Source organism: Streptomyces sp., from assembly GCF_031181705.1.
Lineage (GTDB): Bacteria > Actinomycetota > Actinomycetes > Streptomycetales > Streptomycetaceae > Streptomyces.
This window is the reverse complement of record NZ_JAPSKN010000155.1, coordinates 1-12,443: the sequence shown is the minus strand read 5'-3', so window position 1 is coordinate 12,443 and position 12,443 is coordinate 1. Positions and strand designations below refer to the sequence as shown.

Here is a 12,443-nt window from a genome sequence, read left to right as displayed (position 1 = left end):
GGGCTAACAGGATTTGAACCTGTGGCCTCATCCTTATCAGGGATGCGCTCTAACCAACTGAGCTATAGCCCCGCCGCGCTCTGCGGTGTGTGTCCCGCGCGCTGACTCCTGAAGATTAGCGCACGACATGGGCAGTCCCAAAATCGGTTGTCGGGACGACGACCAGGGGGCGTCACTCGTCCTCGGCGAGCGTCAGCTCCACACCGCCCACGAAGCCCGCGGAGAGGTTGTAGATGAACGCGCCGAGCGTCGCGAGGGCCGTCGCGAGGACGACGTCGATGACCGCGATGACCGACGTGAACAGCAGGACGTTGGGCAGCGACAGGAAGGCCTGCAGGTCGAAGCCGTTGGACTCGTTGGAGCCGGTGGCCTCGGAGATGGTGCCGCCGACCGTCGAGAAGACGCCCATCGCGTCCATGACCATCCACAGCACGGCGGCCGCGACGATCGTGCAGATGCCCAGCGCGATGGAGAGCAGGAAGCTGACCTTCATCACCGACCACGGGTCGGCCTTCGCCACCCGCAGACGCGCCTTGCGGACGCGGGGCGTGGTGCGCGCCCCCGTGCGCGGACGCCGCACCGCGGCTGCCGCGTCGGCACCGGCGGCAGCCCCCTGCTGGGCCGGATAGGCCTGCGGCGGGTGGTACGGCCCGGCCGGCTGCTGCGTCTGCCGTTCCCCGGGCAGCGGGGAGGCCGGCTGCGCGGCGGCCCCCGGGTCCTGGGCGGCCGGCTGCGGCTGCGCCGGTGCGCCGGTGGCGGCCGGGCCCGCTCCAGGCTTCTGCTGGGTCTGCGGACCTCGGGTGTCCGTCACAGTTCCCCCCTGTGATCCATGCGTGTCAGACGAGGGCGCGTCCTTGGTCGGGGACTTGATCGCCTTCAGGTTGGTCGTGTGCGGATCCGCCGCACGCGCGGCGGAGCCACGGCCGCCGCCGTCCGTCTCCGTACCCTCGGAGGTACCGGTCGGTCCGGCGCCCGTGGCTCCGCTCACGCTGACTCACTCCTCGTGCTACTCGGCCGAGGGCGCCTCACCCTCGTCCGTGCCGGTGGTCTCGGGACCCTCGGCGGTGTCGTCGACGACCACGTCGCCGTCGACCTCCTCCGCCTCGCGTCCCGCCTCGGCGTTGCGAGCGATGCCCACGACGGCATCGCGCTTGCCCAGATTGATCAGTTGGACGCCCATGGTGTCACGGCCGGTTTCCCTGATCTCGTTGACTCGCGTACGAATCACACCGCCCGACAGCGTGATGGCGAGGATCTCGTCGGTCTCCTCGACCACCAGCGCGCCGACGAGGGAACCGCGGTCCTCGACGATCTTGGCGGCCTTGATGCCGAGGCCGCCGCGACCCTGGACGCGGTACTCGTCGACGGCGGTCCGCTTCGCGTACCCGCCGTCTGTGGCAGTGAACACGAACGTACCGGGTCGAACAACATTCATCGAGAGCAGTTCGTCGCCCTCGCGGAAGCTCATGCCCTTGACGCCCGAGGTGGCACGGCCCATGGGGCGGAGGGTGTCGTCCGATGCGGTGAACCTGATCGACTGCGCCTTCTTGCTGATCAGAAGCAGATCGTCATCGGCCGAGACGAGTTCGGCACCGATCAGTTCGTCGTCCGAACCGTCCTCCATCGACCGGAGGTTGATCGCGATCACACCGCCGGAACGGGGCGAATCGTAATCCTTCAGAGGCGTCTTCTTCACAAGTCCGGCCTTGGTGGCGAGCACCAGGTACGGAACGGCCTCGTAGTCGCGGATCGCCAGGATCTCGGCGATCGCCTCGTCCGGCTGGAAGGCGAGCAGGTTCGCCACGTGCTGGCCGCGCGCGTCCCGGCCGGCGTCCGGCAGCTCGTAGCCCTTCACGCGGTAGACCCGGCCCTTGTTCGTGAAGAACAGCAGCCAGTGGTGCGTGGTGGACACGAAGAAGTGGTCGACGATGTCGTCTTCCTTGAGCTTCGCGCCGCGCACGCCCTTGCCCCCGCGCTTCTGGGCGCGGTAGTCGTCGGTCTTGGTGCGCTTGATGTAGCCGCCCCGGGTGACCGTGACGACGATGTCCTCCTCGGCGATCAGGTCCTCGATGGACATGTCGCCCTCGTACGGGATGAGCTTGGTCTTGCGGTCGTCGCCGTACTTCTCGACGATCGCGGCCAGCTCCGCGCTGACGATGCCCCGCTGGCGGACCGGGGAGGCCAGGATCTCGTTGTACTCGTTGATCTTCGCCTGGAGCTCGTCGTGCTCCTGGACGATCTTCTGGCGCTCCAGGGCGGCCAGCCGGCGCAGCTGCATCTCCAGGATGGCGTTGGCCTGGATCTCGTCGATCTCCAGCAGGTCCATCAGGCCGCCGCGGGCGATGTCGACGGTGTCGCTGCGCCGGATCAGCGCGATGACCTCGTCGATGGCGTCCAGGGCCTTCAGCAGACCGCGCAGGATGTGCGCCCGTTCCTCGGCCTTGCGCAGCCGGAAGCGCGTACGGCGGACGATGACCTCGATCTGGTGCGTCACCCAGTGGCGGATGAACGCGTCGAGCGAGAGCGTGCGCGGCACGCCGTCGACCAGCGCCAGCATGTTGGCGCCGAAGTTCGTCTGCAGGTCCGTGTGCTTGTACAGGTTGTTCAGGACGACCTTGGCGACCGCGTCCCGCTTGAGCACGATCACGAGCCGCTGGCCCGTGCGGGAGGACGTCTCGTCACGGACGTCCGCGATGCCGCCGATCTTGCCGTCCTTGACGAGGTCGGCGATCTTCTGCGCCAGGTTGTCCGGGTTCACCTGGTACGGCAGCTCGGTGACGACCAGGCACTGGCGGCCCTGGATCTCCTCGACCTCGACCACCGCGCGCATGGTGATGGAGCCGCGGCCGGTGCGGTACGCCTCCTCGATGCCCTTGCGGCCGACGACGAGCGCGCCGGTCGGGAAGTCGGGGCCCTTGATGCGCTCCAGGAGGGCGTCCAGCAGCTCCTCGTGCGAGACCTCGGGGTTCTCCAGGTACCACTGGGCGCCGGCCGCGACCTCGCGCAGGTTGTGCGGCGGGATGTTGGTCGCCATGCCGACCGCGATACCGGCCGAGCCGTTGATCAGCAGGTTCGGGAAGCGGGCCGGCAGGACGGTCGGCTCCTGGGAGCGGCCGTCGTAGTTGTCCGTGAAGTCGACGGTCTCCTCGTCGATGTCACGGACCATCTCCATCGACAGCGGCGCCATCTTGCACTCGGTGTACCGCATGGCCGCGGCCGGGTCGTTGCCCGGGGAGCCGAAGTTGCCGTTGGAGTCGACGAGCGGCATGCGCATCGACCAGGGCTGGGCGAGGCGCACGAGCGCGTCGTAGATGGAGGAGTCGCCGTGCGGGTGGTAGTTGCCCATGACGTCGCCGACGACGCGGGCGCACTTGTAGAAGCCGCGCTCGGGGCGGTAGCCGCCGTCGTACATGGCGTACAGGACGCGGCGGTGCACGGGCTTGAGGCCGTCGCGCACGTCGGGCAGCGCGCGCGAGACGATGACGGACATCGCGTAGTCGAGGTACGAGCGCTGCATCTCGGTCTCGAGCCCGACGGGCTCGACACGCATCGCGAGTTCGCCGCCCTCTTCAGGGGTGACGGGAGTGTTCTCGTCGGTCATTGCTGGTGGGGATCCTTCCTGGTGCGGTCAGCTGAGACCGACTCAGATGTCGAGGAAGCGGACGTCCTTGGCGTTGCGCTGGATGAACTGGCGGCGGGCCTCGACGTCCTCGCCCATCAGGACCGAGAACAGGTCGTCGGCCTGCGCGGCGTCGTCCAGGGTGACCTGGCCGAGGACCCGGTGCTCCTGGTCCATCGTGGTCACGCGCAGCTCCTCGGCGTTCATCTCGCCGAGGCCCTTGAAGCGCTGGATCGAGTCCTCGCGGACGCGCTTGCCGCGCTGGCGGCCCATCTCGATCAGCGCGTCGCGCTCGCGGTCCGAGTAGGCGTACTCGATGTCGTCCCGGCCCCACTTGATCTTGTACAGCGGGGGACGGGACAGGTACACGTGCCCGGCCTCGACCAGCGGCCGCATGAAGCGGAACAGGAAGGTCAGCAGCAGGGTGCTGATGTGCTGTCCGTCGACGTCGGCGTCCGCCATCAGGATGATCTTGTGATAGCGGAGCTTCTCGATGTCGAAGTCCTCGTGCACACCCGTGCCGAAGGCCGAGATCAGCGCCTGGATCTCCTGGTTCTGGAGGATCTTGTCGATCCGGGCCTTCTCGACGTTGAGGATCTTGCCGCGGATCGGGAGGATCGCCTGGTACTGCGGGTTGCGGCCGGACTTGGCCGAGCCGCCGGCGGAGTCGCCCTCGACGATGAAGATCTCGCACTTGGTGGGGTCGTTCGACTGGCAGTCCGAGAGCTTGCCCGGCAGGGACGCGGTCTCCAGCAGGCCCTTGCGGCGGGTCAGGTCCCGGGCCTTGCGGGCGGCCACGCGCGCGGTGGCGGCCTGGATGCCCTTGCGGACGATGTCCGCGGCCTCGTTCGGGTTGCGGTCCAGCCAGTCGTTGAGGTGCTCGTAGACGGCCTTCTGGACGAAGGTCTTCGCCTCCGTGTTGCCCAGCTTGGTCTTGGTCTGGCCCTCGAACTGCGGCTCGCTCAGCTTCACCGAGATGATCGCGGTGAGACCCTCGCGGATGTCGTCGCCCGTGAGGTTGTCGTCCTTCTCGCGGAGCAGCTTCTTGTCGCGCGCGTACTTGTTGATCAGGTTCGTCAGCGCCGCGCGGAAGCCCTCTTCGTGGGTGCCGCCCTCGTGGGTGTGGATGATGTTGGCGAACGAGTACACGCCCTCGCTGTAGCCGCTGTTCCACTGCATGGCGACTTCGAGGGAGAGGGACTTGTCCTTGTCCTCGGCCTCCAGGTCGATCACCGACGGGTGCACCGCCTCTCCCTTGCGGGAGTTGAGGTACTTCACGAAGTCGACGATGCCGCCCTCGTAGTGGTACGTGACCGTCTTGACCTCGGCGGTCTCGTCCGCGCCGGCCTCGTCCGCGCCGGAGGTTGCCTTCGCCGACTCGCGCTCGTCGGTGAGCTTGATGGTCAGGCCCTTGTTGAGGAACGCCATCTCCTGGAAACGCCGCGACAGCGTCTCGAAGGAGTACTCGGTGGTCTCGAAGATGTCGCCGTCGGCCCAGAAGGTGACCGAGGTGCCCGTCTCGTCCGTGGCCTCGTGCTTGGCGAGGGGGGCCGTCGGGACGCCCATCTTGTAGTCCTGCGTCCAGCGGTGGCCGTCGGTCTTCACCTCGACGGAGACCTTGCTGGACAGGGCGTTCACGACCGAGACGCCGACGCCGTGCAGACCACCGGAGACCGCGTAGCCGCCGCCGCCGAACTTGCCGCCCGCGTGCAGCACGGTCAGCACGACCTCGACGGCCGGCTTGCCCTCGGACGGCACGATGCCCACCGGGATGCCGCGGCCGTTGTCGACGACCCGGACGCCGCCGTCGGCGAGGATCGTCACCTCGATCGTGTCCGCGTGCCCGGCCAGCGCCTCGTCGACGGAGTTGTCGACGACCTCGTACACGAGGTGGTGCAGGCCGCGCTCACCGGTGGAACCGATGTACATACCGGGTCGCTTGCGGACCGCGTCCAGACCCTCGAGGACGGTGATGGCACTGGCGTCGTACGACGCCGTTACGGAGGCCTCGGCGACTCCGGCCGGGGCCTCGGTGGACGGGATGTTCTCGTTGGGGTTGCCGGAATCGGCCACGAAGCGCCCTTTCTGGCACAGCACGAGCCAGGCTCTGGGGGTCCACCCTCCGGGGGAGGGTCGCCGGAGCGGCTGCGGCATGTTGCGTTGGTAAGCCTTGATCAGCGTTGCTCAGCTTTTCCCGGACGGTCCCCACGAGTGGGGCGGGATTGCTTCCAGTCTACCGGTAGCACTGACACTGATGGGGGTTTGCCGGTACCTGAGTCCGCATGTGCCGCCCTCGATGGGTCTTGTCCGACTCCCGATATACGGATGGGGGCTCCAAGAGGCTCACGGAGCCACTCAGCGCTTCCGGCCGTCAACCCTTGGCTACTTCGGAGTCAGGTCCCGATTCGCAACCATGTGCGGTGCCGCGACGGGACGGCCGCGCGGGCCGATCCGGGGCGAGGAGACGTGACGTAAGTCACCTGTAGGTGTCGCCAGGTCCCCTGCTGCCGGGGGCGCGCAGAGGGCCGTAGCGGCGCGTGGGAGCGCTGGGACCGACGACCTTGATGTGCCGTACGGTGCCGTGCCCCAGGTCCTCGTTGAGCCGCGCGACGAGCACGGGCGCGAGGCGGCGCACCTCGGTCGCCCAGACCGGCGACTCGCACTGCACGACCAGGACGCGTTCGTCCTCGTCGTACCGCTGCGGGGTGCAGTGGGCGGCGAGCTTCTCGCCGACGATCTGCGGCCAGCGGCCCATCACCCCGCCCACCGCGGCCGGGGCCTCCCAGCCGCGCTCGGTGATCAGCCGGTTGATCGCGGGCCCGAGCGCCATGGGATCGCGGCCGTCGGCGCGCGCGCCGGAGCGCAGCCCGCCGCCCCTGCGCGCCTGCTTCTTCTGCTGCGCCGCGTCCCCCCGCGCGCGGGCGGCCTCCTTCGCGGCGCGCAACGCCACGCGCGCGAGGTCGACACCGGAGGGCTCGGGGTCCTTCTTCGGCTCCTGCGTGCTCATACCCGCTCCACCGTTCCCTCGGACACGGCGAACCGCACCCCGGACAGCACGTGCGGAACGTCGTCGTCCACCGCCGCGGTCACCAGGACCTGCTCCCCGGGCGCGACCAGCTCGGCGAGCCGCTCGCGCCGGCGGGTGTCGAGCTCGGCGAAGACGTCGTCGAGCACCAGCACCGGCTCGTTGCCCTCCGCCCGCAGCAGGTCGTAGGAGGCCAGGCGCAGCGCCAGCGCGTACGACCAGGACTCGCCGTGGGAGGCGTAGCCCTTGGCGGGCAGCTGGCCGAGCTTGAGCAGCAGGTCGTCCCGGTGCGGTCCGACGAGCGTGACGCCCCGCTCGATCTCCTGCTTGCGGGCCTCGGCGAGCGCGGCCGTCAGCTGCTCGAAGAGGTCCTCGCGTGTGTGCGCCTCACCCGGCGCGGACGGCTTGTACTCCAGGGCGACCGGGCCGCCGCCGGGGGCGAGCTGTTCGTACGCCTTGTCGGCCAGCGGCTGGAGCGTGGCGATCAGATCAAGACGCTGGGCGAGCAACTCGGCGCCCGCGCGCGCGAGGTGCTGGTCCCAGACGTCCAAGGTGGACATGTCCATGGAACGGCCGCCGTGCCGCCGGGCCAGCGCGGCCGACTTCAGCAGGGTGTTGCGCTGCTTGAGGACCCGGTCGTAGTCGGAGCGGACCCCGGCCATGCGTGGGGAGCGGGCGGTGATCAGCTCGTCGAGGAAGCGGCGCCGCTCCCCCGGGTCGCCCTTGACCAGCGCGAGATCCTCCGGCGCGAACAGGACCGTCCGGACGATCCCCAGCACGTCACGCGGTCTGACCTGCGAGGACCTGTTGATACGGGCGCGGTTGGCACGCCCCGGGTTGAGCTCGAGCTCGACGAGCTGCTGCCGCTCGCCCTGCCTGACCTGGGCCCGGATGATCGCCCGCTCGGCGCCCATGCGGACCAGCGGGGCGTCGGAGGAGACCCGGTGGCTGCCGAGGGTGGCGAGATAGCCGACGGCCTCGACGAGGTTGGTCTTGCCCTGCCCGTTCGGCCCGACGAAGGCCGTCACCCCCGGGTCGAGCGGGACCTCGACCCGGGGATAGGAGCGGAAGTCGGCCAGCGACAGGTGCGTGACGTGCATGGTGTTCTCGCCGGCCTCCCTCGGTGCTCTCTGTGCTCGGTTGCTTCTTCTGGCTACTTCTTCTCGACCGCGTGGCCGCCGAACTGGTTCCGCAGGGCGGCGATCATCTTCATCTGGGGCGAGTCCTCCTGCCGGGAGGCGAACCGCGCGAACAGCGACGCGGTGATCGCCGGCAGCGGCACCGCGTTGTCTATCGCGGCTTCCACAGTCCAGCGTCCCTCGCCGGAGTCCTGTGCATAACCCCGCAGCCCGTCGAGGTGCTCGTCCTCGTCGAGCGCGTTCACCGCGAGGTCGAGCAGCCAGGAGCGGATGACCGTGCCCTCCTGCCAGGAGCGGAAGACCTCCCGGACGTCGGTCACGGAGTCGACCTTCTCCAGCAGCTCCCAGCCCTCGGCGTAAGCCTGCATCATCGCGTACTCGATGCCGTTGTGGACCATCTTCGCGAAGTGGCCCGCGCCGACCTTGCCGGCGTGCACCGAGCCGAAGTCGCCCTCCGGCTTGAGGGCGTCGAAGACCGGCTGCACCTTCGCGACGTTCTCGGCGTCGCCGCCGTACATCAGCGCGTAGCCGTTCTCCAGGCCCCAGACGCCGCCGGAGACGCCGCAGTCGACGAAGCCGATGCCCTTGGCCGCCAGCTCCTCGGCGTGCTTCTCGTCGTCCGTCCAGCGGGAGTTGCCGCCGTCGACGACGACGTCGCCCGGCTCCAGCAGCTCGGCGAGCCGGTCGATGGTGGACTGGGTGGCCTCACCCGCCGGGACCATCACCCAGACCACGCGCGGCCCGCTGAGCTTGCCCACCAGCTCTTCCAGGCTGTGGACATCGGCGAGGTCCGGGTTGCGGTCGTATCCGTAGACGGTGTGGCCCGCGCGGCGGATCCGCTCGCGCATGTTGCCGCCCATCTTGCCGAGGCCGACGAGACCGAGCTCCATCAGTTGTTTTCCTTAGGTTCGCAGGTGTCCGACGTGGCGCTGCGGCACGTGTGTGCCGCGTCCGAGCCTAATCCCGGACGCTCGCGCACATCTGTGGGCATACGCGCTCACTCGCACGCCCTCACCTGCTGCTTTACCCCCAGCCTGTGGACAGCCGACGGGGCTCAGCCGCTGAGGCGCACCGGCATGATCAGGTACTTGTAGGCCTCGTTCGCCTCGGCGTCCAGCGCCGGCTTGCCGCTGAGCAGCGCGGGCTTGGTGGACGTCGTGAACGACAGCTGCGCGACCGGGGAGTCGATGGCGCTCAGGCCGTCCAGCAGGAACGTCGGGTTGAAGGCGATCGAGATGTCGTCGCCCTCCAGCTGGGCGTCGACCCTTTCCACAGCCTGTGCGTCGTCGCTGGAACCGGCTTCCAGGATGAGCACGCCCTGCTCGAAGCTGAGCCGCACCGGGGTGTTCCGCTCGGCGACCAGGGCCACACGCTTGACGGCCTCCACGAAGGGGGCGGTCTCGATCACGGCGACGCTGTTGAACTCCGTCGGGAACAGCGTGCGGTACTTCGGGAGGTCGCCCTCCAGCAGGCGGGTCGTGGTCCGGCGGCCGGCGCCCTCGAAGCCGATCAGGCCCTCGCCCGCGCCCGAGCCGGACAGCGCCAGGGTCACCTGGTCGCCACTGGTCAGGGCCTTGGCGGTGTCCAGGAGCGTCTTGGCGGGGACCAGGGCGACCGCGGAGGCGTCCGGGTTCTCCGGCTTCCACAGGAACTCGCGGACCGCGAAGCGGTAGCGGTCGGTGGAGGCCAGCGTGACCGTGTCGCCCTCGATCTCGATGCGGACGCCGGTGAGGACGGGCAGCGTGTCGTCACGGCCGGCGGCGATGGCGACCTGGGCGGCCGCGGAGGCGAAGACCTCGCCGGGGACCGTGCCCGTAGCGTTCGGCATCTGCGGCAGGGCCGGGTACTCCTCCACCGGCAGGGTGTGGAGGGTGAACCGCGAGGAGCCGCAGACCACCGTCGCCCGTACACCGTCTGTGGAAATCTCCACCGGGCGGTTGGGGAGCGCGCGGCAGATGTCCGCGAGCAGGCGGCCGGAGACCAGGACCGTGCCCTCCTCCTCGACCTCGGCCTCGACGCCCACCCGGGCGGAGACCTCGTAGTCGAAGCCGGACAGGCTCAGCTGGCCGTCCTCGGCCTTGAGGAGCAGGCCGGCGAGGACAGGCGCCGGCGGACGGGCCGGGAGGCTGCGAGCCGCCCAGGCCACTGCCTCCGCGAGTACGTCGCGTTCCACCCGGATCTTCACTGTTGCCGCCTCCTGCTGTTGCCGGCGCTTCTCGCTCTGCCTGGCCCTCGTCGTCTGTCTCGGTGCCGACGGTCCCTGTGAGGGGGAGGACACCGGGGACCAGTCTGACGCACCCCACTGACAGTAGGTGCCTCTCGGGGTCAAGTCGTGACGAGGGGCGGTCGGGCACCGGAGAGCGAGTTGTGCACAGGACCCGCTTCGAAACGGATTCCGCTCTCTCTCTAGTCGGGAGTAGTAGTAGGGCCTGTGGATACCGTGGATAACCACGTTTGCCCAGCTCAGAGCGGAAATTTTGTCCACGGGGCCTGTGGGTGACGCCGGTGGACAACCCGGGGTCTCTGTGGAGAACGGAAAGTTCTGCACACCCCGTGCACAGGGAAGGGCGAGTTCTCCCCAGTGCCGTCCCCAGGTTTACCCACCTTTCCCACAGCCCAACCCGGCACCTTCGTGTGACGCCTTTCACTCGACCCGGTGAGGAGGCGCGTCGGGTTGCCGAACAGTGGACAGCCATGTGGAGAAGCCGCCGATCGCTGGGGACAACTACCCCCAGCCTGTGGGCGGCCCGTGGACAACTCGGTGCACAGCCTGTGGATCCCCGCTTCGTCCACAGTCTGTGGAGATCGTTCGTCCACCAATCCACAAGCACCTGAGCTGGTCTGATGGTCTTTCAACAGCGTTGCCTGTGGACACGATCTGGACAACTCCCCGGTCCCCAGGATGTGGACGGCGGAAAGTCCCCGAATCTGTGGAGGGAGGCCGTAACCCCGCGACTATTCGAACAGCGGGATGTGGACGGGGGCCGGTGCGGACGCCCGCGAACACGCGCGAGGGCGCCCCCGGGAGGCTCCGGGGGCGCCCTCAGCGGTCTGGGAAGCGGCGCTCAGCCGTTCTTGATGCGGTTGGTGAGCTCCGTGACCTGGTTGTAGATGGAGCGGCGCTCGGCCATCAGATTGCGGATCTTGCGGTCCGCGTGCATCACCGTGGTGTGGTCGCGGCCGCCGAACAGCGCGCCGATCTTCGGCAGCGACAGGTCCGTCAGCTCCCGGCACAGGTACATGGCGATCTGCCGGGCGGTGACGAGCGCCCGGCCGCGGGACGTGCCGCAGAGGTCCTCCACGGTCAGCCCGAAGTAGTCGGCCGTGGCGCCCATGATCGCCGTGGAGGTGATCTCGGGTGCCGAGTCGTCCCCGCCGGGGATGAGGTCCTTGAGGACGATCTCCGTCAGCCCCAGGTCCACGGGCTGCCGGTTGAGCGAGGCGAACGCCGTGACCCGGATCAGCGCGCCCTCCAGCTCGCGGATGTTCCGCGAGATCCGGGACGCGATGAACTCCAGCACCTCCGGCGGCGCGTTCAGCTGCTCCTGCACCGCCTTCTTGCGCAGGATCGCGATCCGCGTCTCCAGCTCGGGCGGCTGGACGTCGGTGATCAGTCCCCACTCGAAGCGGTTGCGCAGCCGGTCCTCCAGCGTCACCAGCTGCTTGGGCGGCCGGTCGCTGGAGAGCACGATCTGCTTGTTGGCGTTGTGGAGCGTGTTGAAGGTGTGGAAGAACTCCTCCTGCGTCGACTCCTTGTCCGCGAGGAACTGGATGTCGTCGACGAGCAGGATGTCCATCTCCCGGTACCGCTTGCGGAAGCTGTCGCCCTTGCCGTCCCGGATGGAGTTGATGAACTCGTTCGTGAACTCCTCCGAGCTCACGTACCGCACCCGCGTGCCGGGGTACAGGCTGCGCGCGTAGTGCCCGATGGCGTGCAGCAGGTGGGTCTTGCCGAGACCGGACTCCCCGTAGATGAACAAGGGGTTGTACGCCTTGGCCGGCGCCTCCGCGACGGCGACCGCGGCCGCGTGCGCGAAGCGGTTGGAGGCGCCGATGACGAACGTGTCGAAGAGGTACTTCGGGTTCAGGCGGGCCGTGGGCTCGCCCGGGCCGGTCGCCGGCGCGGGCTGCGCGGCCAGCGGGCCGGGCGCGCCGGTCGTCGGCAGGTTCGGGCCGACCGGGCCGCCCCGGTGCACGTGCCCCGAGCCGGCCGGCGGCTCCGGCAGCTCGCGGCGGACCGGGTCGCGCTGGTCGTAGTCGGGGCGGGAGGCCTCGTAGTCGGAGCGCGGCGGCTCGTAGGAGGGGCGCTCCATGGACTGCGGACGGTAGTCCTGCGATCCGTAGGGTTCCTTGGGGGAGCCGTAGGAGTCCTGACCGCCGTAGGAGTCCTGTGACGGTGACGCGTACGGGTCACGGTCGGGGAAGCCGAGGCGCTGCTGCTGCCAGCCGTAGTCGTCCTGCGTCGGCCGCGGCCAGGAGCCGGGCTCGGGGCGCTGGTACTCCGAAGGGTAGGCCGGGCGGGCCGTCGGCAGCTGGTCTGCGCGCGTAGGCGGACGCTGGTCGCCGGACGTTCCCGGCAGCGGCTCGGCGCGGTGCCGGCCGTACCCCTCGTAACCGCCGTCACGGTCCTGGCGCCCGTCATAGCCCTCGCGGGGGTCGG

The 12,443-nt window shown here is 69.2% G+C and carries 8 protein-coding genes; all 8 read right to left on the bottom strand.

Annotation, left to right across the window (positions count from 1 at the left end; all coding sequences use genetic code 11):
* Positions 1-172 precede the first annotated feature (172 nt).
* The gene (locus RIN80_RS23215) at positions 173-988 is read right to left on the bottom strand and encodes a DUF3566 domain-containing protein (RefSeq protein WP_309097584.1); all 816 of its coding nucleotides are present in this window, start codon (positions 986-988) and stop codon (positions 173-175) included.
* 18 nt (positions 989-1,006) lie between these two features.
* Complete coding sequence (gene gyrA, locus RIN80_RS23210; protein ID WP_309097583.1) at positions 1,007-3,601, bottom strand: DNA gyrase subunit A; 2,595 nt, start codon at positions 3,599-3,601, stop codon at positions 1,007-1,009.
* Between the two features lie 42 nt (positions 3,602-3,643).
* Positions 3,644-5,716: a DNA topoisomerase (ATP-hydrolyzing) subunit B gene (gyrB, locus tag RIN80_RS23205; RefSeq protein ID WP_309097582.1), complete on the bottom strand. Its 2,073-nt coding sequence runs from the start codon at positions 5,714-5,716 to the stop codon at positions 3,644-3,646.
* Positions 5,717-6,095: 379 nt separating this feature from the next.
* A complete protein-coding gene (locus RIN80_RS23200) occupies positions 6,096-6,626 on the bottom strand; it encodes a DciA family protein (protein ID WP_309097581.1) in 531 nt (176 codons plus the stop codon).
* Entirely contained in the window at positions 6,623-7,744 is a 1,122-nt protein-coding gene (gene recF / locus RIN80_RS23195; RefSeq protein ID WP_309097580.1) for a DNA replication/repair protein RecF, read from the bottom strand. The genes RIN80_RS23200 and recF overlap by 4 nt, the downstream gene beginning before the upstream one ends.
* A 53-nt stretch (positions 7,745-7,797) precedes the next feature.
* The gene (gene gnd, locus RIN80_RS23190) at positions 7,798-8,673 is read right to left on the bottom strand and encodes a phosphogluconate dehydrogenase (NAD(+)-dependent, decarboxylating) (protein ID WP_309097579.1); all 876 of its coding nucleotides are present in this window, start codon (positions 8,671-8,673) and stop codon (positions 7,798-7,800) included.
* Positions 8,674-8,837: 164 nt separating this feature from the next.
* Complete coding sequence (gene dnaN, locus RIN80_RS23185; RefSeq protein WP_309097578.1) at positions 8,838-9,968, bottom strand: DNA polymerase III subunit beta; 1,131 nt, start codon at positions 9,966-9,968, stop codon at positions 8,838-8,840.
* Between the two features lie 880 nt (positions 9,969-10,848).
* On the bottom strand, positions 10,849-12,443 hold a 1,595-nt coding region (dnaA, locus tag RIN80_RS23180; protein WP_309097577.1), incomplete at its 5' end, for a chromosomal replication initiator protein DnaA.